Source organism: Martinezella lusitana (assembly GCF_016901135.1).
GTDB lineage: Bacteria > Pseudomonadota > Alphaproteobacteria > Rhizobiales > Rhizobiaceae > Rhizobium > Rhizobium lusitanum_D.
This window is the reverse complement of the sequence record NZ_JAFEVL010000048.1, coordinates 478,569-504,564: the sequence shown is the minus strand read 5'-3', so window position 1 is coordinate 504,564 and position 25,996 is coordinate 478,569. Positions and strand designations below refer to the sequence as shown.

29 protein-coding genes are annotated in these 25,996 nt (G+C 60.3%); 14 read left to right on the top strand and 15 right to left on the bottom strand.

Annotated features, from left to right (window positions below):
- Nucleotides 1–46: 46 nt before the first annotated feature.
- The 5 genes from JTP94_RS23260 to JTP94_RS23240 form a co-directional block, all read right to left on the bottom strand.
- Entirely contained in the window at nt 47–883 is an 837-nt protein-coding gene (locus JTP94_RS23260; protein ID WP_204852792.1) for an RDD family protein, read from the bottom strand.
- Nucleotides 884–1,046: 163 nt separating this feature from the next.
- The gene (locus JTP94_RS23255; RefSeq protein ID WP_204852791.1) at nt 1,047–2,117 is read right to left on the bottom strand and encodes a tetratricopeptide repeat protein; all 1,071 of its coding nucleotides are present in this window, start codon (nt 2,115–2,117) and stop codon (nt 1,047–1,049) included.
- A gap of 57 nt (nt 2,118–2,174) precedes the next feature.
- Nucleotides 2,175–3,767, bottom strand: coding sequence for a tetratricopeptide repeat protein (locus JTP94_RS23250; RefSeq protein WP_204852790.1), 1,593 nt, complete (start codon nt 3,765–3,767; stop codon nt 2,175–2,177).
- A gap of 121 nt (nt 3,768–3,888) precedes the next feature.
- Nucleotides 3,889–4,479: a hypothetical protein gene (locus JTP94_RS23245; protein WP_204852789.1), complete on the bottom strand. Its 591-nt coding sequence runs from the start codon at nt 4,477–4,479 to the stop codon at nt 3,889–3,891.
- A 4-nt stretch (nt 4,480–4,483) separates the two neighbouring features.
- Complete coding sequence (locus JTP94_RS23240; RefSeq protein ID WP_204852788.1) at nt 4,484–4,873, bottom strand: acyl-CoA thioesterase; 390 nt, start codon at nt 4,871–4,873, stop codon at nt 4,484–4,486.
- A gap of 245 nt (nt 4,874–5,118) precedes the next feature.
- Here JTP94_RS23240 and JTP94_RS23235 point away from each other — a divergent pair, with 245 nt between their 5' ends.
- The 5 genes from JTP94_RS23235 to JTP94_RS23215 all read left to right on the top strand — a co-directional run bounded on the left by JTP94_RS23235 (nt 5,119) and on the right by JTP94_RS23215 (nt 10,228).
- Complete coding sequence (locus JTP94_RS23235) at nt 5,119–6,306, top strand: extensin family protein (protein WP_204852787.1); 1,188 nt, start codon at nt 5,119–5,121, stop codon at nt 6,304–6,306.
- A 105-nt stretch (nt 6,307–6,411) separates the two neighbouring features.
- On the top strand, nt 6,412–6,666 hold the full coding sequence (locus tag JTP94_RS23230) for a hypothetical protein (RefSeq protein WP_204852786.1): 255 nt from the start codon (nt 6,412–6,414) through the stop codon (nt 6,664–6,666).
- Nucleotides 6,667–7,051: 385 nt separating this feature from the next.
- Nucleotides 7,052–7,978, top strand: coding sequence for an ABC transporter ATP-binding protein (locus tag JTP94_RS23225; RefSeq protein ID WP_204852785.1), 927 nt, complete (start codon nt 7,052–7,054; stop codon nt 7,976–7,978).
- Entirely contained in the window at nt 7,975–8,736 is a 762-nt protein-coding gene (locus JTP94_RS23220; protein WP_204852784.1) for an ABC transporter permease, read from the top strand. The genes JTP94_RS23225 and JTP94_RS23220 overlap by 4 nt, the downstream gene beginning before the upstream one ends.
- 172 nt (nt 8,737–8,908) lie before the next feature.
- On the top strand, nt 8,909–10,228 hold the full coding sequence (locus JTP94_RS23215; RefSeq protein ID WP_204852783.1) for a folylpolyglutamate synthase/dihydrofolate synthase family protein: 1,320 nt from the start codon (nt 8,909–8,911) through the stop codon (nt 10,226–10,228).
- A 25-nt stretch (nt 10,229–10,253) separates the two neighbouring features.
- Here the strand turns inward: JTP94_RS23215 and JTP94_RS23210 are convergent, their stop codons facing one another.
- The 4 genes from JTP94_RS23210 to JTP94_RS23195 all read right to left on the bottom strand — a co-directional run bounded on the left by JTP94_RS23210 (nt 10,254) and on the right by JTP94_RS23195 (nt 12,981).
- On the bottom strand, nt 10,254–11,159 hold the full coding sequence (locus JTP94_RS23210; protein ID WP_204852782.1) for a DMT family transporter: 906 nt from the start codon (nt 11,157–11,159) through the stop codon (nt 10,254–10,256).
- A gap of 106 nt (nt 11,160–11,265) precedes the next feature.
- Nucleotides 11,266–11,967, bottom strand: coding sequence for a TIGR02281 family clan AA aspartic protease (locus JTP94_RS23205; RefSeq protein ID WP_204852781.1), 702 nt, complete (start codon nt 11,965–11,967; stop codon nt 11,266–11,268).
- The gene (locus tag JTP94_RS23200) at nt 11,964–12,185 is read right to left on the bottom strand and encodes a DUF1289 domain-containing protein (RefSeq protein ID WP_204852780.1); all 222 of its coding nucleotides are present in this window, start codon (nt 12,183–12,185) and stop codon (nt 11,964–11,966) included. The genes JTP94_RS23205 and JTP94_RS23200 overlap by 4 nt, the downstream gene beginning before the upstream one ends.
- A gap of 19 nt (nt 12,186–12,204) precedes the next feature.
- Nucleotides 12,205–12,981 carry an adenosylcobinamide-GDP ribazoletransferase gene (locus JTP94_RS23195; RefSeq protein WP_204852779.1) on the bottom strand — a complete coding sequence of 259 codons (777 nt, stop codon included), beginning with the start codon at nt 12,979–12,981 and terminating at the stop codon, nt 12,205–12,207.
- A gap of 128 nt (nt 12,982–13,109) precedes the next feature.
- Here JTP94_RS23195 and cobT point away from each other — a divergent pair, with 128 nt between their 5' ends.
- Together cobT and JTP94_RS23185 are read left to right on the top strand one after the other, a co-directional pair.
- On the top strand, nt 13,110–14,126 hold the full coding sequence (gene cobT / locus JTP94_RS23190) for a nicotinate-nucleotide--dimethylbenzimidazole phosphoribosyltransferase (protein WP_204852778.1): 1,017 nt from the start codon (nt 13,110–13,112) through the stop codon (nt 14,124–14,126).
- Nucleotides 14,127–14,312: 186 nt separating this feature from the next.
- A complete protein-coding gene (locus tag JTP94_RS23185; RefSeq protein ID WP_204852777.1) occupies nt 14,313–14,705 on the top strand; it encodes a diacylglycerol kinase in 393 nt (130 codons plus the stop codon).
- Nucleotides 14,706–14,722: 17 nt separating this feature from the next.
- On the opposite strand, the gene JTP94_RS23180 is transcribed toward JTP94_RS23185, so the two are convergent.
- A complete protein-coding gene (locus tag JTP94_RS23180) occupies nt 14,723–16,252 on the bottom strand; it encodes a sensor histidine kinase KdpD (RefSeq protein ID WP_204853079.1) in 1,530 nt (509 codons plus the stop codon).
- Between the two features lie 123 nt (nt 16,253–16,375).
- Here JTP94_RS23180 and JTP94_RS23175 point away from each other — a divergent pair, with 123 nt between their 5' ends.
- From JTP94_RS23175 to JTP94_RS23165, 3 genes are all read left to right on the top strand, one after another.
- Nucleotides 16,376–16,951, top strand: a complete 576-nt coding sequence (locus tag JTP94_RS23175) for a thermonuclease family protein (RefSeq protein WP_204852776.1) — start codon at nt 16,376–16,378, stop codon at nt 16,949–16,951.
- Entirely contained in the window at nt 16,948–17,580 is a 633-nt protein-coding gene (locus JTP94_RS23170) for a uracil-DNA glycosylase family protein (protein WP_204852775.1), read from the top strand. Before JTP94_RS23175 ends, JTP94_RS23170 begins: the two co-directional genes overlap by 4 nt.
- A 65-nt stretch (nt 17,581–17,645) precedes the next feature.
- Entirely contained in the window at nt 17,646–18,134 is a 489-nt protein-coding gene (locus tag JTP94_RS23165) for an Lrp/AsnC family transcriptional regulator (protein WP_034504695.1), read from the top strand.
- Nucleotides 18,135–18,189: 55 nt separating this feature from the next.
- Here the strand turns inward: JTP94_RS23165 and JTP94_RS23160 are convergent, their stop codons facing one another.
- Nucleotides 18,190–19,062, bottom strand: a complete 873-nt coding sequence (locus tag JTP94_RS23160) for an NAD(P)-dependent oxidoreductase (protein WP_204852774.1) — start codon at nt 19,060–19,062, stop codon at nt 18,190–18,192.
- A 269-nt stretch (nt 19,063–19,331) separates the two neighbouring features.
- On the opposite strand from JTP94_RS23160, the gene JTP94_RS23155 reads away from it, so the two are divergent.
- From JTP94_RS23155 to JTP94_RS23140, 4 genes are all read left to right on the top strand, one after another.
- Nucleotides 19,332–20,300 (top strand): aliphatic sulfonate ABC transporter substrate-binding protein, encoded by a 969-nt coding sequence (locus JTP94_RS23155; protein WP_204852773.1) that lies wholly within the window; start codon nt 19,332–19,334, stop codon nt 20,298–20,300.
- Nucleotides 20,301–20,503: 203 nt separating this feature from the next.
- Entirely contained in the window at nt 20,504–21,679 is a 1,176-nt protein-coding gene (gene ssuD, locus JTP94_RS23150) for an FMNH2-dependent alkanesulfonate monooxygenase (protein ID WP_204852772.1), read from the top strand.
- Between the two features lie 23 nt (nt 21,680–21,702).
- Nucleotides 21,703–22,539, top strand: coding sequence for an aliphatic sulfonate ABC transporter permease SsuC (ssuC, locus tag JTP94_RS23145; RefSeq protein WP_204852771.1), 837 nt, complete (start codon nt 21,703–21,705; stop codon nt 22,537–22,539).
- 10 nt (nt 22,540–22,549) lie between these two features.
- Nucleotides 22,550–23,353, top strand: a complete 804-nt coding sequence (locus tag JTP94_RS23140) for an ABC transporter ATP-binding protein (protein ID WP_204852770.1) — start codon at nt 22,550–22,552, stop codon at nt 23,351–23,353.
- An 88-nt stretch (nt 23,354–23,441) separates the two neighbouring features.
- Here the strand turns inward: JTP94_RS23140 and JTP94_RS23135 are convergent, their stop codons facing one another.
- From JTP94_RS23135 to JTP94_RS23120, 4 genes are all read right to left on the bottom strand, one after another.
- On the bottom strand, nt 23,442–23,918 hold the full coding sequence (locus JTP94_RS23135) for an SRPBCC family protein (protein ID WP_204852769.1): 477 nt from the start codon (nt 23,916–23,918) through the stop codon (nt 23,442–23,444).
- Nucleotides 23,915–24,259, bottom strand: a complete 345-nt coding sequence (locus JTP94_RS23130) for a helix-turn-helix transcriptional regulator (RefSeq protein WP_204852768.1) — start codon at nt 24,257–24,259, stop codon at nt 23,915–23,917. Before JTP94_RS23130 ends, JTP94_RS23135 begins: the two co-directional genes overlap by 4 nt.
- Nucleotides 24,252–24,944, bottom strand: coding sequence for a glutathione S-transferase family protein (locus tag JTP94_RS23125; protein ID WP_204852767.1), 693 nt, complete (start codon nt 24,942–24,944; stop codon nt 24,252–24,254). The genes JTP94_RS23130 and JTP94_RS23125 overlap by 8 nt, the downstream gene beginning before the upstream one ends.
- A 130-nt stretch (nt 24,945–25,074) precedes the next feature.
- On the bottom strand, nt 25,075–25,899 hold the full coding sequence (locus tag JTP94_RS23120; RefSeq protein WP_204852766.1) for a class I SAM-dependent methyltransferase: 825 nt from the start codon (nt 25,897–25,899) through the stop codon (nt 25,075–25,077).
- Between the last annotated feature and the right edge of the window lie 97 nt (nt 25,900–25,996).

Sequence of the window (25,996 nt, the reverse complement as noted above, 5' to 3'; positions counted from 1 at the left end):
CTGCCAAGGCAATCCCCCACATCGTCACGGCACTGCTGGTAGCGGCTCAGCCCTTGACGACCTTGGTGTCACAGAAGCGGTCGTAGAAGGTCTGGCCGCGCCACACGATCAGCGGGTAGAGCCACCAGATCAGAGTGAAGACGAACAGCATCGGTGCCAATGCGCCTGTCAGAGCGAGGAAGCCATCCGCGGTGAGAAGGCTGGTGTCGCGGGCTTGCTGGATCAGTTGGTCGATCGGAGGCAGGAACGGCCGCAAGATAAACAGGCTGACGAGATTGAAGAGCGCGATCAGCACAAAGGGCAGAAACTTGAATATTTCGCGCTTTACCGCCAACCCCAGGGTCAGCGGGCCGTCTTCAATCGTCGTCACGCGCAGTGACAGCAATCGCTTGCCTGGCGTTCGTCTTGCACGGGCTGAGCAATAGGCGAAAGCAAGCGGCAGGATGAGGAGGACGACACTGGACTTCGGCCTCGCCGTCACGCTCGGATTCACCGGATCTCCTTTGTCGTCGACCGGCACGGAGAAGGTACGTATGGACGTTGCCGTTCCCTGCTGCGAAGCGACTTTCGAAACGAAGACGGTGTATCCCTTGCTGCCGAGCCAGGAGATGCGGCACAGCTGGTTGCTTCTCACGTCACCCGTTTGCAGCGGCCATTCGGCCTCTATCTTCGGAATGAGCGGTCCCGACGTCGTTTCGTTGCATTGCTGCTTCTGGAGAAACGGCAGTGTCAGATCCCAGGGCGTCACGCTCGACAGGGCGAGGAACAGCAGCGTGAAAACGATCTGGAAAATGATGATGTCGATCAGATAGGCACCAAGCCGGCGCCAGAAATGGCGCGGCGGCAAAGAAGCCATCTGGCGATCCGAGGCTGCAAAACTCATATGTTCCCCCGCTTTTCAGTGCGTATTGCAGCTGTCAGGCGCAGCATGACGTACTTCGAGTTGCAGGAGGTAGCATGGTTTGTGGCGATTCGCTTTGGGGGTGGACGACACGTGGCCGACAAAATGGAACGGTTGACCGCTGGCCTTCGCGGTTATCTCCATCTCATATCGGGATGGTTTTCCCGTCCGACGGCTCGTCCTGCTCGTCGTCCGAGCCGCCATCATAACCCAGGCTCTTGGCCTTGCGGAGCCATTCGAGGGCCTTGGCTGGATCGACCGGAACGCCATCGCCATCGCGGTACATGATGCCGAGGTTATACGCCGCGTCGGCATAGCGATGCGAGGCAGCTCGTTCAAACCAGAAGACGGCCTGAACCGCGTTCTTGGCAACGCCTTCTCCGTCGCGGAACATGACGCCGAGATTGTATTCCGCTTCGACGTCATTTTGGGCCGCGGCTTTCAGGAACCATGCGATCGCCTGATTATCGTCCTGCGAGATCCCGTCACCATCGGCATACATGGCGCCAATATTGTACTGGGCGTCGGCATCTCCCTGATCGGCCGCCTTGCGGAACCAGGACAGGGCTTCGGCACCATCCTTGGCGACACCTTCGCCATCGCGATACATGATGCCCAGGTTGTATTCTGCCTCGACCTTGCCCTGATCGGCGGCCTTTCGATACCATGCGACGGCTTGGCCCTTATCCTTGCCCGTGCCGTCCCCCTGATCGTACATGACCCCAACATTGTACTCTGCATCCGCGTCACCCTGTTCGGCGGCTTTGCTGTACCAGGCGAAAGCTTGCGCCTTGTCCTGCGGTAGCCCTTCGCCCGTGTCGTACATCACACCGAGATTGTATTGCGCATTGGCATTTCCCTGTGTGGCAGCCTTTCGGTACCACAGGACCGCCTGGCTCTTGTCGGTGGCGATGCCTTCGCCCTGGTCATACATGGTGCCGACATTGAATTGTGCCTCGGCGCTGCCCTGTTCGGCAGCTTTCTTGTACCAGCTGAGGGCTTGCGTGAGATTTTTCGGGACGCCGTCACCTTCCGCGTACATCTGGCCGAGTTTGATCTGGGCCGCGACATCTCCCTTGTTTGCCAGTGGGCGCCAATAGTCCAATGCCGATTTGAAATCTCCGCGGTCATAGGCGTTCTGGCCGATATCGGCATGTGCCACGCCCATGGATGCCAGCGCGAAGAGCAATCCGATGGCCCCCTTCTTCCAATTCACGATCTACCCCTCAGTCGACGATCCGTTAAATTATCAATGCCGAACTTTTTGCGAACGCTACGGCACAAGCGCCATCAGCAGGCGAAGGACGATCCAGCCAGTCGAATCGCCGGTGCCGCCGTCGGCGGCGCGCCCTTGACCCAGCGGTCCGAGGTCCCTGATCGGGCCTTCCCCGTTGGCTTCCATATAGCCGAGACCGTGCTGCGCTTCGGGCAACCCCTTGGCGGCCGCCTTGTTGAACCAGTCGGCAGCGATTCCGGAATCCTTCGGCACCCCATAGCCGTTATAATACATATATCCCAGACCATATTCGGCGCGGGCATCGCCTTGTTCGGCGGCCTTGCGAAACAGATCGGCGGCCTGTCCATAGTCTTTCGCAACGCCTTCACCTTGGTAGTAGAGATAGGCGAGCGCATACTGGCCCTGGGAATTGTTCTGGTCGGCTGCCTTGCGATACCAGCTTGCCGCGGCCGTTTTGTCCGGTGCCGTTCCCTGGCCGTTCTGATAGATGTAGCCAAGGGCATATTGCGCGTCCGCGTGGTCTTGAGCGGCGGATTTTCCATACCATTCGAGCGCCTTGCCGTAGTCCTTCGCAACACCGCGACCGCCTGAATACATGAAGGCGAGGGCGTATTCGCCCTGTGCGTCGCCCTGATCGGCTGACTTGCGGTACCATTTCACCGCCGCGCCATCGTCGACCTTGACCCCTTGACCGTTGGCATAGAGGTAGCCGAGAGCATATTGCGCGTCGGAACGCCCTTGATCGGCTGACTTTCGATACCATTGGAGCGCTTGTCTATAATCCCGCGAGACACCCAGTCCGTTCGCGAGGCTGTAGCCAACCGCGTATTGTGCGTCGGCACGGCCTTTGTCCGCGGATTTCCTGTACCAGGGATAGGCCTTGGCGTCGCTCTGCTCGACGCCTCTGCCATTGGCATATGCGTAGCCGAGAGCATATTGGGCCCGCGTATCGCCCTGATCTGCCGCCTTCATGTACCAGTCGATAGCCTGGGCCTGATCCGCTGCCGTACCCTGGCCGTTCTCGTACATGTAGCCAAGCGCGTATTGAGCATCTGCACGGCTTTGATCGGCCGACTTGCGATACCAGCCGAGCGCGATAGCCTCGTCCTGGCGCACGCCGAGACCATTGGCATACATGTAACCCAAGGCGTATTGCGCCTGCGGTTGGTTCTGGGCGGCGGATTTCTGGTACCAATTGACGGCCTGGTCGTTATCGACATCCATGCCGCGACCGTTCGCAAGGGAATAGCCTATGGCATATTGGGCATCGGCGCTGCCGCGCTGCGCGGCCCTGAGATACCAGTCATTCGCCTGCTTCTGGTCGGCTTCCGTGCCGCGGCCGTTCGAATACATGTAGGCGAGGGCGTATTGGGCCTGGGCATTCCCCTGGGCGGCGGCCTTCTCGTACCACTCGACCGCCTGTGCATCGTCATGCTCCACGCCTTGGCCGTTGGCGTAGCGATAGCCGAGGCCATATTGTGCCGCGGCGTTTCCTTGCTTTGCGAACTCCACCCAGTATTTCAGGTCGATGGTGGTATTTGCCGGCCCCGGTGCGGGATCTTCGGCATGGGCAAGCCAGGGCAACGAAAGAGCGAGCGCCAATCCCAATGCATAGCTCTTTGTTTTCAAGGCTTGAGTCTCCCACCCATATTCCAGAGGGCAATCGATCTGAACAATATGGCGATGTCTTGGTCAAGAATTGTAGAGCATGGAGATGGCAGTGGTTTTAAGGCGACTTAGGTCTCAATCCCTATCCCGGCATCACGTCATAGAGACGGAAGATCCATGTGATCTGGTAGATCAGCCCGACCGTCACAAATGCCGCCTGGAAGCGCCGATTGGCTGTCATGGCAGCGACGATGCAAAGGATGATATAGACGACGTTGCGCGTCGGATACTCCCAACCGAGAGAATGGAAATAGGCTTCCCCCTTCAGCCGCGTGTCGATGAGATCGACGGCGTAGGTGACGGCAAGCAGCCCGAAGAACCAAACGCGGCGGGAAATGAAATACTCTTCGAAGCCGCCATACTCGTCGATCGACGGCGGATTGAGGAGGACGCAGAGGAAGTAGAAGAGGCAACAGAAGCAGATCAGGAAGAGATAGACCGCAAAAGTGATCACCTGCAGCGACTGCAGCCGATATTCCCACCACCAGAAATGGATGATGTAGAGGAACATCGAAAGCACCCAGCCGATGTGGACGAAATAGACGCGGTTCTTGCCGGGCGATTGGACGAAGCCGGCAAGGCGCGTCAGAAGCTGCGCAAGAGCAAGGCCGATGACCATGCTCATGACCGTCCTGATATAGACGTAAATCTCCGGTGCGTGCGTAGCTCCCATCACATCAGTTCTCCGCTGGCACCACCTTCGGCGCGCCGTCTTCGTCGAGAGCGACCATGATGAACGTTCCAGCCGTCACCTTCTCCATTGCATTGTAGCGCGAACGGTGTGCCCAGGCTTCGACGCTTAGCGTGATCGACGTGCGGCCAACGCGTTCGATGTCCGTGAAGACGCTCAGCGTATCGCCGATCTTAACCGGCAGCTCGAAAGCCATCTCCTTCACGGCGGCGGTGACCACGCGGCCACGAGCCCGCTCAGCCGCGCGGATGCCGCTTGCCAAATCCATCTGCGCCATGACCCAGCCGCCGAAAATGTCGCCGGCAGGATTGGCGTCTGCAGGCATGGCCAGCGTGCGCAATGTCAGCTCGCCTTTCGGTTTGACGTTGTCATTCATCCATTCGCTCCTATTGCCAGGACACCGATTCCCGTGACCAACCTATGCAATCCGACCGCGATGGGAAAGACTTTGTCGGCATTTCCTGCCAAGGTCTCGCAGGGTGCGCGACCTTCTTCGGACCCTCCGCCCGCTCCTGATGTTGTCCCGATACACTGCGATTTGCCGCGGTAAGTATTCGTTCACCGTTCCCGTTTAGGATTTGTCATCGTTACCGACCGTGGCTGGGGCAACGGATCAGGAATATGGCCTATTTACCCATTCTACGGCGGGCTCTGCTGCCATTGCTGTTGTCGTCGGCGCTGGTCGCCTGTACGGCAGACAGCCTCGTGCCGCCGTCGAATGTCGACAGCACCGCGCGCGTCGGCTCGATCAAGCCGCACCGCAGCGTGGCGCAGCGGCAATTTGCCTATCCAGGGGCGCAGGACCCCGTCGTTTCAGCCTCCAGCAATTATAATAATGGTAATGGCCGTGCCGCCGGAACCGGAGAGGCCGTGACCACGACGGATGTTGAGGCGGACCTGGCTCAGCAATCGGATGTTCCGTCTCAGGGCGTCAATATGGATGCGGAACTTGGCGTCGGACCGAGCGAAGAGGCTCGATCCGCATCGGTCGTCGGACTGGCGCAGGAGGAAGAGCAGAACATCGCCGAGGGCGAAACCGACCAACCGGTCGTCGACGGTATCGGCTCGGACGCGCCGGTGCAGACCAATCGTTCGACCCTTCAGCGGCCGGCAGCCCAGGCCGAGCTCAATCAATCACCCATACCGCGGCAGCAGCCGGGCACGCAGGTGGCCATGCTGCCACGCGTTGACAATCCGATGCCGCGCATCGATCAGTTCGAGGCGCCGCAATCGCCTCCGGGTATGATGCCGCCTTCCGAAATCGCTTGTCGGCAGGAACTAAGGCGCATGGGCGTCGTCTATGTCGATAAGCCGGCGATTTCGAACGGCCCTGCCTGCCAGGTTCCTTATCCGGTTTCGCTGAGCGGACTTTCCGGCAATATCGCCGTCAGGCCGGCCGTCACGCTGAATTGTCAGGTCACGCTGGCCTTCGCCAAATGGGTGAAGAACGAACTGGCGCCGGCGGCACGCACCCGCTACTGGACCGGCATCGGCACCATCGTGCCGCTCGGCGGCTATTCCTGCCGCCGCATGAACAATAGCCGGCAACGTTATAATCCGATGTCGGAGCACGCCCATGGCAACGCCATCGATGTCGGCACCTTCGTCCTGAAGAACGGCCATGTGATCGACGTGCGTAAGAAGGGCCTGTTTTCCTTCCGAGAGGGTCGGCTGCTCAAGGCTGTTCGCATCGACAGCTGCCGTTATTTCGATACCGTGCTCGGGCCGGGCAGCAATCCCGAACATTGGAATCATTTCCATTTCGACCTCAGGGAACGCAACGGCGGCCGGCGTTATTGCAGCCTTTGATTGGTGGTTCGCCGGAGACGCATCCACCCTTGCCGACGACGAAAGCTGATTTACCTAAGAGGGGAATCACGGTTAATTGCGGCGACCAAGGGCGAGTGAGGTTCCATGGAAGAAGCACCGAGAAGAAAGAAAAGTCTGGGAAGAGCGCTCGTCGCTGCTCTGATTGCCATCGTTGTCGTCATTGGCGGCCGCTGGTACGCCTATGTCGCCTACGCGGACGATCCCTTCGACGAAGTCGGCATCGGTCTCAACACGATGATGCCCGGACCCATACGCGACAAGGGCTGCGAGATGTTGAAGGCTCGTTTTGAACACAAGACACTGCCGCCGGCCGGTTGCGGCATAAACGGCAGCTGGTAATCGTCACGTTATCGATCGTAAGCTGACGAAAAAAGAAAAGCCGGCGAGGGCCGGCTTGAGCGGTGCATGGCAATGACGGGGATCCTTGCCTGCTCCAAAAAACAACTTTATGTTGTAATGATGCGATGCAATACGGATATGGCGGCAATAAATCATTGAGTATTGTCGGCGCTGACGGTGTCGCCAAGAGGCGTTGGGCGGAGTTGCGACAAACGTTGCTCACCTAAGGATGTATATGCCCGATGAAGGTCACGATTTGATGACAGCTTATTTGACTTAAGCGAACGCTGTGTTTCAACCCGGCGGGATGGTAAAAGCGTAAGACGGGCTATATAGCGGGCAAACGCCGCGAAATTAATCATATAGGCCGGACTTTACTTGCATCATGGCTCCGATCATTTCCATCCGCAGTCTTACGAAAACATATGCTAACGGATTCCAGGCGCTGAAAGGTGTCGATCTCGATATCGAGCAGGGAGAAATCCTTGCCTTGCTCGGGCCGAATGGTGCTGGCAAGACGACACTGATCTCCATCGTCTGCGGGATTGCCAATCCGAGCGGTGGCTCGGTGATGGTCGGCGGCCATGACGTCGTGCGCGATTTTCGCGCCACGCGCAGCATGATCGGCCTCGTGCCGCAGGAGTTGACCACCGACCAGTTCGAAACCGTGTGGAACACGGTGAGCTTTTCGCGCGGACTGCACGGCAAGAAACGGAACCCCGCACACATAGAGAAGGTGCTGCGCGATCTCTCACTGTGGGATAAGAAGGACAACACGCTTCGCGAGCTGTCCGGCGGCATGAAGCGGCGCGTCCTGATCGCCAAGGCGCTGTCGCACGAACCGCAGATCCTGTTCCTCGACGAGCCGACCGCGGGCGTCGACGTCACGCTGCGCAAGGACATGTGGCACGTGGTCGAGCGCCTGCGGGGCTCCGGCGTCACGATCATCCTGACGACGCATTATATCGAGGAAGCCGAAGAAATCGCCGATCGCGTCGGCGTCATCAATGGCGGCCAATTGCTGCTCGTGGAAGAGAAGAAGGCGCTCATGGCCAAGCTCGGCCGCAAGCAGCTGATCCTTGATCTCAGCGAGCCGCTGGATGCCATACCGCACTGTCTGGAGGGGAATGGGCTTTCGCTCGGGCCGAACGGCCTGACGCTGATCTACGATTTCGATGCCCAGCACGAACAGTCGAGCATCGCGGCTCTCCTGTCGCGGTTGGCAGCCGAAGGGATCCACTTCAAGGACCTCTCGACGCGCCAGAGCTCGCTCGAGGACATCTTCGTATCGCTGGTGGGAGAAGACAAATGAACTTCGAGGCGATCAAGTCAATCTATTCCTTCGAAATGGCCCGCACGCGGCGCACGCTGCTGCAGAGCGTCGTCTCGCCGGTTATTTCCACCTCGCTCTACTTCATCGTCTTCGGTGCCGCCATCGGCTCGCGCATCCATATGGTCGAAGGCATTTCCTACGGCGCCTTCATCACACCGGGCCTGATCATGCTGACGTTGCTCGGCCAATGCATCAGCAACGGCTCCTTCGGCATCTACTTCCCGAAATTCACGGGCACGATTTATGAAGTCCTGTCCGCGCCGGTCGCCATGACCGAGATCGTTCTCGGCTATGTCGGCGCGGCGGCGACCAAGGGCATGATGATCGGCCTGATCATCCTGCTGACGGCGAACTTCTTCGTGGATATCACCATCCAGCATCCGTTCATGATGATCCTTTTCTTCGTGCTGACGGCGGTGACCTTCAGTCTGTTCGGCTTCATGATCGGCATATGGGCCGGGAATTTCGAGCAATTGAACCTTATCCCCATGCTGGTCGTGCCCCCGTTGACCTTCCTTGGCGGCAGCTTCTATTCCATCAGCATGCTGCCGCCCTTCTGGCAGGCCGTCAGCCACCTCAATCCGGTTCTCTATCTCGTAAGCGGCTTTCGCTGGAGCTTCTACGGTATCGCCGACGTCAATCCGGTGCTGAGCCTTGCCATGATCACGCTTTTCCTGGTCATCTGCCTGGGTGTTCTCGGATGGATTTTCAGGACGGGATATCGGTTGAGGAACTGATGGCGGAGCATTTTTCCGCAAACTTGACGGTTGAAATCGCTGTACCCGCGGCCCATAAACGCGACGCCCGCGTAGCAGGCGACGCAAGGTAAGAAATCATCGGGGGGCGGCGCGAGATGACAAGCATGCGGTGCGCCCGGGCACTAAACTCGAATCTTGCTGAAGGTGTCCCATGCCTCCATCCTATCCTAGCCAAGCACTGTCCGACGCCCTTTCCCGCCTCGACCGGCTGACCAATTGGGAGCGCAAACCCCGCGGAGAGATGCGTGTCGGTCTTGAGCCCATGCTCGATCTCATGCAGCGGCTGGGTAATCCTCACCAGAGTTTTCGCGCCATCCATGTCGCCGGTACCAAGGGCAAAGGGTCCGTCTGCGCACTTGTCGAAGCCGGTTTGCTGCGGGCGGGATGGCGCGTCGGCCGTTACGCCTCGCCGCATGTAGACCGCGTGAATGAACGCATCAGCGTCTTGGGTGAGGAGGTCGAGGACGACAAGCTGGCGAAAGCCGTAAGGCAGGTGCTGGACTGCTACGAAATCGCAAAGCAGGAGGCAACGCCGGGTGAGGATGCCACCTGGTTCGATGTGATAACAGCCGCCGCCTTCATCGTCTTCCGAGATGCCGGTTTGGACTGGGCCGTCGTCGAGGTCGGGCTCGGCGGTCGGCTGGACTCGACCAATGTGGTCTTCGGTGAAATCGCCGTCGTCACCAATATCGAGCTTGAACATACGGAAATTCTCGGGGACACGCGTGAAGCGATCGCTGGCGAAAAGGTCGGCATATTGAAGCCTGGCGCAACGCTTGCCACCACACTTGCCGTCACCGACGCCGCCGGACGTGTTTTGCAGCAACGCGCCGATGAGCTCGGCTGCCGCGTATTGAGAACTGACGTTTCCGAAGATGCGACAATCGCGGACAGGAACGCTGCGCTGGTCGGCCTGGTGCTGGATCGTTTGGGGGAGCAGGGCGAACGCGTGCGCGAAGGAACCGAAACAGGCACGCCGATCGGCGCCTGGCTGCTCGATCAGGCTGTCGTGGACAGTGCGCGTCTGCCGGGGCGGATGGAGCGGTTTGCCTTCCGGCTTCCAGCCGCGTCGGATGGCACGGAGCGTACGGTGCCAATGGTGATGGATGGCGCGCATGTTCCGTTCAATATCGAGGCTGTGCTGCGGGATATCTCCCGCTCTCCTGACGTCTCCGGTGGGTGTGTGGCCATCGTTGCGCTGGCGTCCGACAAGGACGCGCACGGTTTCCTGACCGTCCTGTCCCGATACGTTGTCCATGCGGTCTTTACTGAAGCATCCGGGTCCGGTCGCGCTCATGCGGCGAGTGAATTGGAAGCACTGGCAATATCGATGGGGATGGCTTGCGAGTCCGAGCCTGACCCGAAAAAGGCGTTGGACCGAGCCGCGAAGAAGGTATCGCAAGGCGGCGACTGGATCCTTGTGACCGGTTCTCTCTATTTGGTTGGCGCGCTGCGAAGCGCTGTGACTTGATTTCTCGACAGCCCCCAAGCCGCGTTCAGCCGGTTGCCATCTTTTTGCGCGGAGCAATGGTCATGGCCATGACACCCGCTACGACGCAAACAAGACCCGCGGCTGCCGTCGACGATACGGGTTCGCCCAGGAAGATCACGCCGATTCCGACGCCGATGGGAACACGCAGGTAGGCTTGCGCGGTGGTAGCGACGGAACCCAGGGTTTGAATGAGCCGGAAATAGATGCTGAAGGCGAGGGCGGTCGAAACGATCGACAAGCCGAGCAGGGACAGGATCGAGGCCGTTGACGGAGCGAGCTGCCAAGGATGTTCGAAGAATAAGCTGGCGGGGATAAGAAGAGCGGCGCCGCATAGCAACGAACCGGCGGCGGGCATCATCGGATCCAGTCCTTTGAAATTGCGCCCGAACAGTGCGGCGCTGGCATAGCAGACCGATGCGGCGATGACGGCGAGCTGCGCGGGCAGTTGCCGGCCTACTCCATTCAATGCATCGAGGCCGATGATCAGGCAAATTCCCGCCATGCCTGCAACCACGCCGAACAGCTTGCGTCCCGTCAGTCGCTCGCTGCGAAGAAGGATTGCCGAGAGCAGGAATGCAAAGATCGGCGTCGTGGAATTCAGTATCGTCGCCAGGCCGGCGTCGAGCGTCTGTTCGGCCCAGGCGATCAGCGTGAAGGGAACAGCGCTGTTGAGGCAGGATTGGACGAGAAAGCGCCTCCAGGTCGCCGCATCCCTCGGCAGGCGGAGGCCGCGCCAGCGAATGATCGCAAGGAGAATGAGGCCGGCGATCAAGGTGCGGGCGGCGATCAGTGTGATGGGCGGAATGGTTGCCACGCCGACGCGGATAAAGCTGTAGGACGCGCCCCAGCAGGTCGCCAGGATCAAGAGAAGCAGCAACTCTGTCGTCACGTTGGTCTTTGCGGGCGCCATGCGTATTTCACTCTTTGTACGGTTCAGATCTGCCGCCTTTTAGAGTGACGGGACTGAGGAATGCTTCGATCCCGGCCGAACTATCGATTGCCGCCGTTCGTCTCGCTCAATCCCTGAGCCGAAGCTCGTCGGTCTGCATTTGCAATGAACCCAAAGTCTCAAGGAAGCTCATGCCAAGCAGGCTCTGGTCGAGCCTGCCTGCCTCGGCGACGGTTGCCTCGACGTCGCGGCGCTTGATCGGGCCGATAGCGACGGAGCCGAGTTCGACGGGAGCGGCCCTGGCGCGGCCATTGGCGGTCAGCACGGTCATGGAATAGGTGAGGTTTTCCGGGATGATGCCGACACGCTCGGCGTCTTCCTGCGAAAGCGCGATGGTGCTCGCGCCGGTATCGATGAGCATATCGATCGGCTGTCCGTTGATCAGCACTTCCGCTTCGAAATGCCCGTTCGAGCGCTTATGGAGGATGACCTCCTGTCCGCCTTCGCTCGTCGTAACCACGACGGCATGTCCGGGCATCAATCCGGCGAAGACGCGGTTTCCGACCTGCTCGGCGTCGCGGCGATAGATATAGACCGTCGCCAGCGCCATGATGATGACCAGCCAGATCAGGAGATTGCGCAGCGACTGGCTGACGGTCTGACGGCTCGCCCAGACGGCGGCGCTCATCATCAGGGCGATCGGCAAAAGATAGATGACGCGGGCGAAGTCGTCATTATGCATGCCGAAGGTCGTGCCGCCGCTGTTGTTGAAGATGAGCAGTGCAAGGCCGATCCCGAGAATGGCGAGAACGATGTTCAGGCGGTTCATGCGGGGCTGCGCTCCCGCGCCAGCCGTTGGCGGCGGGTTTCCCTGCGAGGCTTGCGTTCGACCTTCGTCAGGCGCTCGGGCAGGATCTGCATGATCTGGCGGCGTTCGTCGTCGCTATAGGTCATCCAGGCACCGATTTCCTCGGGCGTGCGTCCGCAGCCGAAGCAATAGCCGGTATTCATATCGATGGAACAGACAAGGATGCAGGGTGTCAGCATGAGATCATATATCGATGCTTCAAATGCACATGGCAAGGGTACAGAGGGATGCGATCTCGCAAATCTGCTGCGTCGCACCGATGGTGTCGCCGGTGTGACCGGACAGTCTCTGGCGCACGCGTCGGGTGACGAGAAATGTCGCGGCGGCGGTTACGAGAAGGCAAGGAACAAGCGCTAGAAGACCCAGGCTCGGCCAGATCAGGAGCGTCGCAAGGCCGAGTGCCACGATCAGCGCCAGTTGCATGGCATCGCCATCCGGTCTGCCGGCGGAAGCTGCGATTCCGTCCGGTTTGGCGGGAGGGAGCGCATACCAGTGCCACACCATCGCGCCGCGGCTGAGGGCGGCGGTTGCCAGAAGAGCGAGCGCTGCATCGTAGGGCAGGGTGCCACGGCCTATGGCCGCCAATGCCGCGGTGCGCAGTCCGAAGGAGAGGATCAGCGCGCAAGCGCCATAGGTGCCGATGCGGCTGTCCTTCATGATGGCAAGCGCGCGCTCTCGGTCCTTGCCACCGCCCAATCCGTCAGCGGTGTCGCTGAGACCGTCTTCGTGCAGCGCGCCTGTCATGACCGTTTGCGCCGTGAGAGCCAGCAGCGCTGCCATCAGCGGATCGGTGTGAAGGGCAAGCAGCACACCGAAGACAAAAGCGGCGGGCAGGGCGATCAGCAATCCGGCAAAGGGAAAGGCGCGGGAAACCCGCGCGAGCTTGCCGTCATGGCCTGTGAAAAACGAGGTCGGCACGGGAAAGCGACTTAAAAAGGCGACAGCGCGCGCGATGTCGCGCATGTATTCCCGCATTTCTTCCTCTCCCCGCTACTGGCGCGACAGCATCGGGCGCTTTTGGAGTTGTTCGCGCCGATTCCGAAGACTAATAGAGTCGCACGCAAAGAACCTGATTTGAGACCAAAAGACAAGGAACGGCATTCATGAGCGTAACCGGCTTGCCATTCGACGATTTCCGCACCCTGCTGCGCGACCTTCCTGGGCCGGATGCACGGGCTCTTGTGGCGGCGCGCGAGCGCGACGCGCAGCTCACCAAGCCGCCCGGCGCGCTCGGTCGGCTCGAGGAGATCGCCTTCTGGCTGGCGGCCTGGACCGGCCGGCAGCCGGCAGTGACCCGGCCGCTGGTCGCGATCTTCGCCGGCAATCACGGTGTCACCAAGCAGGGAATTACGCCGTTCCCGCCTTCCGTCACGCAGCAGATGGTGGAGAACTTCGCCGCCGGCGGCGCGGCGATCAACCAGATCTGCGTCACCTATGATCTCGGCCTCAAGGTCTTCGATCTGGCGCTCGATTTTCCGACTGCCGACATTACCGAGGAGCCGGCGCTGAGCGAGCGCGACTGTGCCGCAACCATGGCCTTCGGCATGGAGGCGATCGCCGGCGGCACGGACTTGCTCTGCATCGGCGAAATGGGCATCGGCAACACCACCATCGCCGCCGCCATCCACTATGCTCTTTACGGCGGCAAGGCGGAGGACTGGGTGGGTCCGGGAACGGGCTCCGAGGGCGAGATGCTGAGGCGCAAGATCGCTGCCGTCGAGAAGGCGGTCGCGCTGCACCGCGATCATCTTTCCGATCCGCTGGAGGTCCTGCGTCGTCTCGGCGGGCGCGAGATCGCCGCCATGGCTGGCGCCATTCTTGCGGCACGGATGGAGCGCATCCCGGTTATCATCGACGGCTATGTCGCAACAGCCGCCGCTTCCATCCTCAAGGCGGCCAATCCGTCGGCGCTCGATCATTGCCTGATCGGTCACGTTTCGGCGGAGCCGGGGCATTTGAGGTCCATCGAGAAGCTCGGCAAGACGCCGCTCCTGGCGCTCGGCATGCGGCTCGGCGAGGGCACGGGTGCCGCGCTTGCAGCGGGGATCGTCAAGGCCGCCGCGGCCTGCCATTCCGGCATGGCGACGTTCGAAAGCGCCGGTGTCGCCAACAAGCATTGATCGACTATAGTGGCGAGATGCCGGAAAAGCATTTCGCCGCTGAATTTCCTGTGGAGCGATCGTTTCGCGTCATAAATCTGTAATGAATTTCGAGGGCGTTCGAAAGTGTCGTCTTGCTTCATCGAAGCTGAGGCGGTATTCGCAAAGCGTCTAATTTGCAATCGGAACATTGCGGGCGGAGCGGGAATGGCCGAGTTTTCGAAATCAGCAGTCACCAAGGAAACGGGTATCAGGCATTTCTTTGCCGCCGCCGGCTACTCCTGGGGCGGCTTTCAGCGGCTGCTGCAGGAAGCGGCCTTCCGGCAGGAACTTCTGTTTGCGGCGGTGTCGCTGATCCTGCTGATCGCCGTCGGCGCGAGCGTTGGCGAGATCATGATCGGCATCATCCTCTTCCTTGGTGTTTTCGCGGTCGAAGCAATGAATACGGCTGTCGAGGAGGTCATCGACCGGATTTCGCCGGAGATTTCCAATGTCGGCAAGCATGCCAAGGATCTCGGCTCCTTCGCCGTCTTCTGCGTGCTGGCCGCTTCCGGTCTCTATGTGCTTTACGTCATCGGCAGCCATTTGCTTTTCCGCTAGGCGCCGGAAACCGAACCTCAGGCGAAGCTCTTCTTGCGCCGTTCGACGAGCGGCGCGTCTTCGACGGCCGGCAGGCTTTGCAGCACGCGCCTGGCCGGCAGGATGGCGATGACCTCGGTGCCTTCACGCAGCTTGGATTTCAGCATGAACTGACCGTCATGCTTGGCGAGGATGGCCTGCACGATCGGCAGCCCCAGGCCGGTCCCTTGCTCCGCGCTCTTGATGGCGATCGAGCCCTGCCCGAAGGCAGAGAGGACCACTGGGATTTCCTCCTCGGGAATACCAGGCCCATTGTCCTTGATTGCCACATACTGTCCGCCTCCGGCCGTCCAGCCCACCTTGACGCTGATCTCGCCGCCCTGCGGCGTGAATTTCACGGCGTTCGACAGAAGGTTGAGGATCACCTGGCGCAGTGACTTTTCGTCGGCCCAGACCGAGGGAAGCTGCGGCTCGAACTGAGACGAGATGGATATGTTCTTGCCGCGGGCGCGCAGCTGCACCATGCCGATGCAATCCTCCGCCACATCGAGCAGCGAGATTGCTTCCTCATTCAGCTCGTATTTGCCGGCTTCGATGCGCGACAGATCGAGGATTTCGTTGATCAGGTTGAGCAGGTGCTGTCCGGAGCGATGGATATCGGTGGTGTACTCGCGATAGGTCGCGTTGTTCAGCGGTCCCATGACCTCAGCCGACATGACCTCGGAAAAGCCGAGGATGGCGTTCAGCGGCGTTCTGAGCTCATGCGACATGGAGGCGAGGAAGCGCGATTTGGCGAGGTTTGCCTCCTCGGCGCGCCGGCGCGCCTCATCGGACATCGACTTTGCGACTTCCAGCTCCGCGATCAGATCATCCTTTTCCGATTGGAAGGAGAGGATCTTCAGATTGGATTGAAACATACGGTTGGTGATGAGGGTGAAGAAAACCACGGCGACGGAGATCGCCGCAGTCAGCGCGATGTCGGAGGGCTTTCGTGTCAGGATCGCGGTTACGGCGAGCGCTACCGCAACTGGTGCAAAGGAGAAGGGAACGGCGCGCGGCAGCATGAAGTTGGCCATCGCGGCGATGCAGATCGCCACCAGCAGCGTCGAGCCCTTGTAGAGGGCGAAGCTGTCGCCGCCGCAGGTCGTGCAGCTCTGCATCGCGAAGATTGCCCAGCAGACGCCGACGAGCAGTTGCCCCAGCAACAGGATCTGACGCCATTTCCTGGCGCTCTCGGCGGTTATTTCCTGCTTCTTTGCACGTCTGCCGAGCAGCATGTTGATCGCATGCGCAGTCAGGATCGGAATGGTCCAGAAGAGTATTTCTACGTCACGCGTCAGATAGACACCGAGCGCCGCGACGACGATGGCGAAGATCGGCACGATCGCCGCACCTTGCAGCAAGGTGTCGATATGCATGACCATAAGTTCGCGATCGAAGTTGCGGCTGTGGCCGGTCTGCAGGCGCTCGCGGGTCTGCCGCACGGCCTTCGACACAGCCCGGTTGCGGTGACTGCGCGATCGGTCGACGATGTTTTTATCTGTCGATGTGCTGACGCCGGTTCTCATGGACACGTTGAAACTTGGCCTGCGTGAGATTACAGACTAGCGGTCAAACCTTAAGAAGATGCTGCGATGAAATGATTTGTTTGCCATCTTTGCCAAGGATTTATTCTTAAAGGAGGCAGCAGCGTGACGCGGTCCAGCCGCCTGTTTCGCGACGGCGTGACCACATTTGCTCTGCTCGCGGTGCTCGGTTTGCTGGCGTTGAAGATGAACAATCGCCCGGAACTCATTCAAACCGGCAGGTTTTTCGTTGTCGATGGTGATACGCTCTCATCCAATGGCGAGCGCTTCCGACTGCTTGGCATCGATGCGCCGGAGTATCATCAACAATGTCGACGCAACGGCGTAGACTGGGCCTGCGGCGAAGAGGCGCGCCGAACCCTGAACACACTCATTAACGCCGGCGCGCCGGAATGCCGTGGACGCGACCGCGATCGCTATGGCCGGCTGCTCGTAACTTGCATGGCGGGTAAGCTCGATATCAATGGTGCAATGGTTCGCAGCGGCATGGCGCTGTCCTACGGCGGCTATGCGGCCGACGAGCAAGCGGCGCGGCAGGCGAAGGCCGGAGTTTGGGGCAGTGATTTCGAGCGGCCCAAGGACTATCGGCGCGAGGAGCATGTGGCGCAATCCGATCGAGGCAATCCGGTCACGGGCCTGATCGACTATCTGCAGCAACTCGTCGGATGGAGGACACAATGACGCGGGAGAACGAATTGCAGGCCCTGCATTCGGCGATTGCCGCCTGTCGCCTCTGTCGGGACGCGCCGGCGAAAGGCGAGGCGGGTCGGTTGCCGCATGAGCCACGGCCGGTTGCCACGCTCTCATCGACGGCGCGTATCCTGATTGCGGGGCAGGCGCCTGGCTTGCGCGTTCATGAGAGCGGCTTGCCGTTCAACGATGCCTCCGGCGATCGGCTGCGACAATGGTTGAGTGTGGATCGCGAGAGCTTCTATAACCGCGATCATTTCGCCATGTTGCCCATGGGCTTCTGTTTCCCCGGCTATGATGCCGCCGGTAGCGACCTGCCGCCGCGCAAGGAATGCGCGCCTTTGTGGCGACAGAAGGCCATGGATGCCATGCCGCAGATCGAGCTGATCCTGACGATCGGTCAGTATGCCCAGGCATGGCATCTCGGCGCTGAGCGCATGGCGTCGATGACGGAAACGGTCGCGGAATGGCGGCACTATTTACTCTCGCACCGATCGCCGGCTGTTCTGCCGTTGCCGCATCCGAGCTGGCGCAACAGCGGCTGGCTGAAGCGTCATCCCTGGTTTGAGGCGGAGCTGCTCCCGGCATTGCAAGAACATGTGAAAATCCTGATTTCTTGAAAAAAGTTTCTTTTCTCCTGCTTAAAGTAGGCTATAGAGAGAATATAATTCGAAGGGATGCTTAAATGGACCGTCTTGACCGCAAAATCCTGCGTCTTCTGCAGGAGGATTCCACTCTGGCTGTGGCCGACCTTGCCAAGAAGGTCGGGCTGTCGACGACACCGTGCTGGCGCCGCATCCAGAAGATGGAAGAGGACGGCGTCATTCGCCGCCGCGTGGCGCTCCTCGATCCTGAAAAGGTCAACACCAAGGTCACCGTTTTCGTTTCCATCCGCACCAACAGCCACTCCATCGAATGGCTGAAGCGCTTCTCCGAAGTGATCGCCGATTTCCCGGAAGTGGTGGAATTCTATCGCATGAGCGGCGATGTCGACTATTTGCTGCGGGTCGTCGTTCCCGATATCGCCGCCTATGATGCTTTCTACAAGCGCATGATTGCCAAGATCGAAATCCGCGACGTATCGTCGGTTTTTGCGATGGAGAAGATCAAGTATTCGACGGAGCTGCCGCTGGACTACATGCTGCTGGAGAATGCGAAGTCGAACGAGGACTGAGCGCCGCTTTCGCGAGGGCGCTCAGCCGATACCGTCACGCCGGCGACGCTTTTCGTTATTTCCTGTCCAGCCGTGCGAGCAGGGACGACGTATCCCAGCGGTTGCCGCCCATCGCCTGAACATCGCCGTAGAATTGGTCGACGAGCGCCGTCAGCGGCAGCTTGGCTTGGTTCTGGCGGGCTTCGGCGAGCACGATGCCGAGATCCTTGCGCATCCAGTCGACGGCAAAGCCGAAATCATATTTGCCGGCATTCATGGTCTTGTGGCGGTTTTCCATCTGCCAGGAGCCGGCGGCGCCCTTGGATATGACGTCCACCACCTTTTCGATGTCGAGGCCGGCCTGTTTGCCGAAGTGGATGCCTTCGGCAAGACCCTGAACGATGCCGGCGATGCAGATCTGGTTGATCATCTTGGTCAATTGGCCAGCGCCGACCGAGCCCATCAGGCCGACCATGCGGGCATAGGCGTCGATAACAGGTCGTGCTTTCTCGAACACGGCTTCATCGCCGCCGCACATGACGGTCAACACACCGTTTTCCGCGCCGGCCTGTCCGCCGGAGACGGGGGCATCGATGAAGTCGGCGCCTTTCTCCTTGGCGGCAGCATAGAGTTCACGCGCCACTTCGGCGCTGGCGGTCGTATTGTCGATGAGTACCGCGCCAGCTTTTATGCCTGAAAAGACACCGTTCTCGCCTGTTGTGACCGAGCGCAGGTCATCGTCATTGCCGACGCAGGTGAAAACGAAGTCGGCGCCTTCGGCGACCTCAGCCGGGGTAAGGGCGAATTTGCCCTCGAACTGCTTGGCCCATGCCTCGGCCTTGGCAATGGTCCGGTTATAGACGGTGACGTCATGCCCGCCCTTGACCTTCAGATGCCCCGCCATGGGATATCCCATGACTCCCATGCCGATGAATGCGACCTTTGCCATTTTCATTACTCCCTGACCGATTTTGACTCGAAGGCTTAGCGGAAAGGCTAGAGGGACGGAAGACCGATTTATCGGCCAACTTGTCACGGTGCCATAGGAGTTGGAATTTCATTTCTCAGTTCCGATGTTTCTCGAAACCAAATTTCGTCTCGGGTAAGAAACTTCAATATATCCTTTGTCGATATATTCTATGGATTTGCGATGCTCAAGCATCGACAAACAAGCCGGCGGCTGCGGAAAGCGCCAAGGCGCCATGAAAAGGATCTTCGATGATTTCGCGCAGACAGACACTCGGCCTCCTCGGCGCCACGGCAGCTGCCTTCGCGTTGCCCTCTCTCCGACCGGCGCGTGCCGCTGCGGCGACGAGCCTTCGCATCGGCTGGCAGAAGAACGGTGTCCTGGCACTCGCAAAGCGTAAGGGAGCATTGGAAAAACTGCTCTCCGGTCGCGGCATCTCCGTCGAATGGTCGGAATTCACCTCCGGCCCGCCGCTGCTCGAAGCGCTCGGTGCGGGCGCCCTTGATTTCGGCGCCACCGGCGATGTACCGCCGCTCTTTGCCCAGGCCGCCAATGGTAACCTGCTCTATGTCGGTCTTTATACGGGCAGCCCCGAAAGCTCCGCCATTCTCGTGCGCAAGGATTCGCCGATCCAGACGCTTGCCGATCTCAAGGGGAAGAAGGTTGCCTTCAAGCGCGGCTCCAGCGCCCACAACGTCACCGTCAAGGCGTTGCGCAAGGGCGGACTGACGGTCAACGACGTCCAGGCGCTCGATCTCGCGCCGCCGGATGCCTCCGCTGCTTTCAAGACAGGCGCCATCGATGCCTGGTCGATCTGGGATCCCTATCTTGCCATTGCCGAAGCGGATCCGGATACCCGCATCCTTGCGACGGCGCGCGGCATCGTCGACTCCTTCAGCTATTTCCTGGCGAACGGCGATTTTACCAAGGACAATCCGCAGGTCGTTACCGACGTCATCGCCGAACTCGCGAAGGTTGGGGCGGCGGCACAGTCCAATCTCGACGACACAGTTACGGCCTTGTCTGAGATCACCGGCGTTCCGGCCGACGTGACGCGGGTAACGTTGACGCGCCCCGGCTCGGATCTTGGCAGTGTTTCGACCATCACCGATGCGGCGGTCGCCTATCAGCAGGGGCTGGCCGACGAATTCTACAATCTCGGGATTGTTCCGAAAAAGCTGACCGTTACTGATATCGTCTGGCGGCCGAAGGCGAGCTGAGCACTGACGACCTGCTTGCAGATCCCCATGCGGCCCGCGTCTCAAACATCGCGGACGGGGCCGCATGAGAAAAAATATTCCGCCGAACGCCCGGCAATAGAAAATCTGCATTGTCGATATAATCCATAGTCTATGTCACTATCCGGTCCGAAGCATCGGGAAGTGGCTCCCGACCACGCGCATCCAGAAGGCAGGAACACTTCATGACCGCGACCGCAAAACCCATCGACTTCCTGTGGTTCATTCCGACCTCCGGCGACGGTACCTATCTCGGTTCGACCGATCTTAATCGTGGGCCGGACATCGGCTATCTCCAGCAGATCGCGCAGGCGGTCGACCGGCTGGGTTATTCCGGCGTGCTGCTGCCGACGGGCGTCTCCTGCGAGGAGTCCTTCGTTACGGCGGCCGCCCTTTCGGCGCATACCCAGAAGCTGAAATTCCTGGTCGCGATCCGTCCCGGTACGGCTTCGCCAGCCTATTACGCGCGTCTCGCCTCGACGCTCGACCGCGTTTCGAACGGTCGCGTGCTGCTCAACATCGTCGTGGGCGGGAGCCCGGCGGAACTGGCGGGCGACGGCATTCATCTGGAGCATGACGAGCGCTATGCCCATGCCGATGAGTTCTTCCATGTGTGGGAGGAATTGCTGGAGAAGGGATCCTCGACGTTCGAGGGCAAGTATATCAAGGCCACCAATGCAAGACTTGGCCTGCCGCCGGTGCAGTCGCCGCGCCCGCCGCTCTATTTCGGCGGCTCTTCGGATGCCGGCATCGAATTCTCTGTCGGCCGCGTCGACAAATACCTGACCTGGGGCGAGCCGCCGGCGCTGGTGGCGGAGAAGATCGAGAAGGTGCGGGCCGCTGCCGCCAAGCGGGGCCGCGAGGTCAGCTTCGGTATTCGCCTGCACTTCATCGTCCGCGAGACGGATGAGGAGGCATGGGCGGCGGCTGACCGGCTGATCTCCAAGCTCGACGACGAGACGATCCGCGAAGCGCAGGAGCAATTCGTCAAGCAATCCGACTCCGTCGGCCAGAAGCGCATGGCGGCTCTTCATGGCGGCCGTCGCGACAAGCTCGAAGTTTCGCCGAACCTCTGGGCCGGCGTTGGCCTGGTGCGCGCTGGCGCCGGCACGGCCCTGGTTGGATCGCCGAAGACGGTGGCGGCAAGGCTGCGTGAATATCAGGAGCTCGGCATCGAAACGGTGATCGGCTCCGGTTATCCGCATCTGGAGGAAGCCTATCGCGTCGCGGAGCTCTTGTTCCCCGAACTCGGATTGAACCGCGAGGAGCAGCGAGCCGGATTCCGCAACGAATTCGGCGCGAAGCAGATTTTTGCCGGCGGCAGCCATGGCGGCAATCTGAAAGTCGTTTCCGGCTCGTGAGCCATCCTTCCAAGGAGATCCCCATGTCGGCATTCGATATTTCCTTCATACGCGTCGGCGCCGAAAGCCGGGCTCGTCCGGTCAAGGCTGCAAGGCAGACCATCTCGCTCGAGCGGTTTCTGCCCTTCCTGCTGCCCATCGTCGTCATAGCGGCATGGCAGCTCGGCTCGTCGGTCGGATGGATCTCCACACGGATCATGCCGTCACCAGCGGCTGTCGTGACCGCCTTCTGGCAGACGACGATTTCCGGTCAGCTGCCGAACAATATTCTCGTCAGCGCCGGTCGCGCCTTTGCCGGCCTGCTGGTCGGCGGCTCGATCGGCTTCCTGCTCGGCATCGCCAACGGCGTATCGCGTCTGTCGGAACAGTTGACCGACACAACGCTGCAGATGCTGCGCACCATTCCGCACCTTGCCATGGTGCCGCTTGTCATCCTCTGGTTCGGGATTGGTGAGGAATCGAAGCTGTTTCTGACGGCGCTCGGCGTGCTTTTCCCGATCTATCTCAACACCTATCACGGCGTGCGCAATGTCGATCGTGGTCTGGTCGAGATGGGAAGGGTCTACGGCATGAGCAACTGGACCCTGTTCAGGAAGGTGATCTTTCCCGGCGCCCTGCCATCCATTCTGGTCGGACTGCGCTTTGCACTCGGCATCATGTGGCTGACGCTGATCGTCGCAGAGTCGATCGCCGCATCGTCGGGCATCGGCTACATGGCCAACAATGCCCGTGAGTTCGGCATGACCGATGTTGTGGTCCTGACGCTGGTCATCTACGCCATCCTCGGCAAGCTTGCTGATGTCGTCGCACGGACAATCGAGCGCAGGACGCTCCGCTGGAACCCGGCCTATCAGAATTGAGGAGCGTGCCATGAGCGTGATCGCACCGGATCGTTTTCGACCGCAAGCCGCAAGTGCCGCTCCGCAAGCCACAGGCGCTGCCGCCATACATATCAGGGGGCTGGAAAAGAGCTTCGGGAACAATCGGGTCCTGCGCGGCATCGACCTTGATGTCCCGGCCGGCCAGTTCCTTGCCGTGATCGGGAAAAGCGGGTGCGGCAAGAGCACGCTGCTGCGCATCCTGATGGGGCTCGACGAGCCGAGCGCAGGTCATCTGCGCTTCGAGGCCGCAGGCGGGAGTGAAACGGAACCCAATACCCGCATCGTCTTTCAGGAGCCGCGCTTGCTGCCCTGGCTTTCGGTCGCGGACAATGTGGCTGTCGGACTGGGCGAGGGTATACCCCGCGATGTAGTGCGCGGTGCAACGGCTTCGGTTCTCTCCGAAGTGCAGCTTGCGGAGAAGACCGGCGAATGGCCGTCCAGGCTTTCCGGCGGCCAGAAGCAACGCGTGGCGCTCGCCCGGGCACTCGTCAGCAAGCCCGGTGTGCTTGCACTTGATGAGCCCTTGGGCGCACTGGATGCGCTGACCCGCATCAGCATGCAGGAGCTGCTGAACCGCGTCTGGCGTGAGCTTGGCTTTACCGCAGTGCTCGTGACGCATGATGTCAGCGAAGCCGTGCACCTGGCGGATCGCGTCGTGGTGCTGGACGAAGGGCGGATCGTACTCGATCTTGCCGTTCCCTATCCGCATCCGCGACGTCACGGCAATCCGGCGCTGGCCGAACTCGAAGGGCAGCTGCTGGCCGCGATCCTCGGCGAGGCGCGCGCCAGCTAGCGCAATTCCAGGAAAAGTGTAGAGCGGTTTTCCGTCCGGAATTGCGTAAAAGCAACGGAATGGAGCAATTAGGCAATGCTTAATCGCTCTAGTTCGGCCTGGTCTCGTCGCCCTCGATGTAGAGCCGAAGGCGATCGAAGCCGATTTCGGTGCCCATCAGCCGCGATCCGTTGTCGCCGTAGCCGTCGAGGAAAACCACCTGTTCGACGAAGGACATTTTCGTGCTCGCAGGCTCCGGTGTGAAGGTGACGGTTGCCAGCGATACGGAAATGCGCTTGTCGTCGAGCATCATGTCGAAGGCATAGATAATGCGTTCGTTCTCGACGACATCGATGTAACGGGCCTGATAGGCGTGCACGACGCCGTCCGTTGAGGCGACGCGGCTGCTTTCACTGCCGCCGGCGCGAAAGTCGAGCCGGAATTCCAACGGGACCCAATCCTCGTGGCAGGCAAACCATTGCCGTTTCTGCTCGGCGATCGCCCAGGCATTGAAGACCCGTGACAGCGGTGCCGCGAAGTGACGCTCTATGGTGAGCGTCGTATGTTCCGTCAATTTGAGGCTCATTCGGTCGTTGTCTCCGTGGACGCATCCGCCAGAAAAAGATCGAGACGGTCGAAAGTCTTGTTCCATGATGCCTTGCGTTCGGCAACCCAGCGCTCGACCGATGCCAGCGCCTCCTTGCGAAGATGATAGGTCCGCACCCGGCCGGCTTTTTCCGACAATACCAGGCCGCTCGCCTCCAGCACATGCAGATGCTTCATCACGGTTGGCAGCGCCATGGCGAAGGGCTGCGCCAATTCCGTTACGGAAGCAGGCCCCTGGCCGAGCCGGTCGATCATGCCGCGCCGGCTCTGATCGGAAAGCGCCTGAAACATCCGGTCCAGTGCCTGCGGTTCCTCAAGCATGCGGTTGTTCCGGGCGGAACTGTGCCGGCAGTTTATCGTGATAGGGATAAAAGTGGAAATAGGGCATCGCTTCCTTGAGGACGCGCGCGAAGGACGGGCGGTCGAGAAGGCGTTGATAGTATCCATTCAGCCGAGGTTGTGTTTCATCGAAGGGCACGAGCGTTTCGGCGTAGAAGAGAGCAGGTGCTGCGGCGCAATCGGCCATGGTCAAGGTATCGCCGGTGATCCAGGTCTTCTCGCCGAGCTGCTGTTCGATCATGCCATAGGCGGTGCGCAGCAGCGCTTGTGCTTCGGCGACGCTCTGAGGGTCGCGTGCATCATCCGGTCGGCGTTTGTCCGCAACGATCTTCTGCATCGGCTCCTGCACATAGAGATCGAAGAAGCGATCCCAGAGCCGGACGCACAAGGCATCCGTCGGATCGAGCGGCAATAGCGGTGTCGCACTCGGATAATGCCGGTCGAGATATTCGATGATGATGCTGGTTTCGGGAATGGTGCTGTCGAGGGCTTCGTCGCGCATCACGGGAAACTTGCCGATGGGCCAGAGGCGCACCAGAGACGCCCGCGATTCCTCATTGCCGAGGTCGATGATCCGGCTTTCGAACGGCGTGCCGTTCTCGTAAAGCGCCATCAGCACCTTGTGGCAAAAGGAGGCAAGGGGATGCTGGTAGAGAACAAGGGACATGCGACGACCTTTCCTGCATCAAGGTTCGAGCTGAAACTTATCTAAATGGCTAAGTAACGGCTCAGATGTCATCTTGCAAGGAATAGTTATCCATTCGGATAACTATTCCTACTGCCCAGTTTCGGCGATGTCAGTCTGCAAGGCGGCGTGCGATGACCAGATGGCCCGGCGTCGGCTGGCCTTCCTGCATCCGGACATTAATGTCGGTGATCTCGATCAGCTCGAAGCCGGTCTCCTTCAGCCGCTCGCGCACATAGGCCTCTGCGTGGGCGAAACGCTGGTGCGCGCCGACCATGTAGGGGCGCCCGGCCATGATCGCATCCGGCAGGGTTTCGGAAGAGAAGATGAAGAGGCCGCCAGGCGTCATATTGTCAGCGGCGCCGAAGAACAGGGGCTCCAGTGCGCCGAGATAGGGCAGGACGTCGGTGGCGGTGATCAGGTCGAAAGGCTCTTCGTCATTGTCGTCAAGAAAGTCCTCGACCTCGGCAACGAAGAGGGTTTCGTAGACGTCCTTCTCATGGGCGACCTCGACCATGTTTTCGGAGATGTCGATGCCGGTGATGTCCTCGACGATGTCGCGCAAGGTGCTCCCCGTCAGGCCCGTGCCGCAGCCGAGATCGAGCATGCGCTTGAAGGGGCCGAGGCCGAGCGCCTGCAGGCGTTGGCGGACGAGGGCGGGGACATGATAGCCGAGCTGCTCGACGAGCACGTCCTCGAAAACCTCGGCATGCTGGTCGAACAGCGTTTCGACATAGGCATCCGGCGCCTTCACGGGCGTTTCGCCGCGCCCCATCGAGGCGATGCGGACGGCCGCGCCGCCATGGTCCTCGGGGTCGATGGCCAGCACTTGCTCATAGGCCCGCACAGCGGCGTCGATATCGCCGGCCTTTTCCAGCGCCAGGGCGCGATTATAGGCTTCGGCCAGCGCGTCTTCGTCGATCTTCTTCTTTGCCATGGATCAGCTGCCTTTCGTTTGTCCCGCAGGCATTAAGGCGCTTGATCGGCTTTTGCAATGCTTGCCTTGGAGGAGCAAAATGCGGCCTGCGGCAATG

What these genes read in the sequence shown, in the direction of transcription:
- JTP94_RS23260 (WP_204852792.1), bottom strand. Translation starts at nt 883, where the DNA reads ATGAGTTTTGCAGCCTCGGATCGCCAGATGGCTTCTTTGCCGCCGCGC.
- JTP94_RS23245 (WP_204852789.1), bottom strand. Translation starts at nt 4,479, where the DNA reads ATGGGAGCTACGCACGCACCGGAGATTTACGTCTATATCAGGACGGTC.
- JTP94_RS23240 (WP_204852788.1), bottom strand. Translation starts at nt 4,873, where the DNA reads ATGAATGACAACGTCAAACCGAAAGGCGAGCTGACATTGCGCACGCTG.
- JTP94_RS23235 (WP_204852787.1), top strand. Translation starts at nt 5,119, where the DNA reads ATGGCCTATTTACCCATTCTACGGCGGGCTCTGCTGCCATTGCTGTTG.
- JTP94_RS23230 (WP_204852786.1), top strand. Translation starts at nt 6,412, where the DNA reads ATGGAAGAAGCACCGAGAAGAAAGAAAAGTCTGGGAAGAGCGCTCGTC.
- JTP94_RS23225 (WP_204852785.1), top strand. Translation starts at nt 7,052, where the DNA reads ATGGCTCCGATCATTTCCATCCGCAGTCTTACGAAAACATATGCTAAC.
- JTP94_RS23220 (WP_204852784.1), top strand. Translation starts at nt 7,975, where the DNA reads ATGAACTTCGAGGCGATCAAGTCAATCTATTCCTTCGAAATGGCCCGC.
- JTP94_RS23215 (WP_204852783.1), top strand. Translation starts at nt 8,909, where the DNA reads ATGCCTCCATCCTATCCTAGCCAAGCACTGTCCGACGCCCTTTCCCGC.
- JTP94_RS23210 (WP_204852782.1), bottom strand. Translation starts at nt 11,159, where the DNA reads ATGGCGCCCGCAAAGACCAACGTGACGACAGAGTTGCTGCTTCTCTTG.
- JTP94_RS23205 (WP_204852781.1), bottom strand. Translation starts at nt 11,967, where the DNA reads ATGAACCGCCTGAACATCGTTCTCGCCATTCTCGGGATCGGCCTTGCA.
- JTP94_RS23200 (WP_204852780.1), bottom strand. Translation starts at nt 12,185, where the DNA reads ATGCTGACACCCTGCATCCTTGTCTGTTCCATCGATATGAATACCGGC.
- JTP94_RS23195 (WP_204852779.1), bottom strand. Translation starts at nt 12,981, where the DNA reads ATGCGGGAATACATGCGCGACATCGCGCGCGCTGTCGCCTTTTTAAGT.
- cobT (WP_204852778.1), top strand. Translation starts at nt 13,110, where the DNA reads ATGAGCGTAACCGGCTTGCCATTCGACGATTTCCGCACCCTGCTGCGC.
- JTP94_RS23185 (WP_204852777.1), top strand. Translation starts at nt 14,313, where the DNA reads ATGGCCGAGTTTTCGAAATCAGCAGTCACCAAGGAAACGGGTATCAGG.
- JTP94_RS23180 (WP_204853079.1), bottom strand. Translation starts at nt 16,252, where the DNA reads ATGAGAACCGGCGTCAGCACATCGACAGATAAAAACATCGTCGACCGA.
- JTP94_RS23170 (WP_204852775.1), top strand. Translation starts at nt 16,948, where the DNA reads ATGACGCGGGAGAACGAATTGCAGGCCCTGCATTCGGCGATTGCCGCC.
- JTP94_RS23165 (WP_034504695.1), top strand. Translation starts at nt 17,646, where the DNA reads ATGGACCGTCTTGACCGCAAAATCCTGCGTCTTCTGCAGGAGGATTCC.
- JTP94_RS23160 (WP_204852774.1), bottom strand. Translation starts at nt 19,062, where the DNA reads ATGGCAAAGGTCGCATTCATCGGCATGGGAGTCATGGGATATCCCATG.
- JTP94_RS23155 (WP_204852773.1), top strand. Translation starts at nt 19,332, where the DNA reads ATGATTTCGCGCAGACAGACACTCGGCCTCCTCGGCGCCACGGCAGCT.
- ssuD (WP_204852772.1), top strand. Translation starts at nt 20,504, where the DNA reads ATGACCGCGACCGCAAAACCCATCGACTTCCTGTGGTTCATTCCGACC.
- ssuC (WP_204852771.1), top strand. Translation starts at nt 21,703, where the DNA reads ATGTCGGCATTCGATATTTCCTTCATACGCGTCGGCGCCGAAAGCCGG.
- JTP94_RS23140 (WP_204852770.1), top strand. Translation starts at nt 22,550, where the DNA reads ATGAGCGTGATCGCACCGGATCGTTTTCGACCGCAAGCCGCAAGTGCC.
- JTP94_RS23135 (WP_204852769.1), bottom strand. Translation starts at nt 23,918, where the DNA reads ATGAGCCTCAAATTGACGGAACATACGACGCTCACCATAGAGCGTCAC.
- JTP94_RS23130 (WP_204852768.1), bottom strand. Translation starts at nt 24,259, where the DNA reads ATGCTTGAGGAACCGCAGGCACTGGACCGGATGTTTCAGGCGCTTTCC.
- JTP94_RS23125 (WP_204852767.1), bottom strand. Translation starts at nt 24,944, where the DNA reads ATGTCCCTTGTTCTCTACCAGCATCCCCTTGCCTCCTTTTGCCACAAG.
- JTP94_RS23120 (WP_204852766.1), bottom strand. Translation starts at nt 25,899, where the DNA reads ATGGCAAAGAAGAAGATCGACGAAGACGCGCTGGCCGAAGCCTATAAT.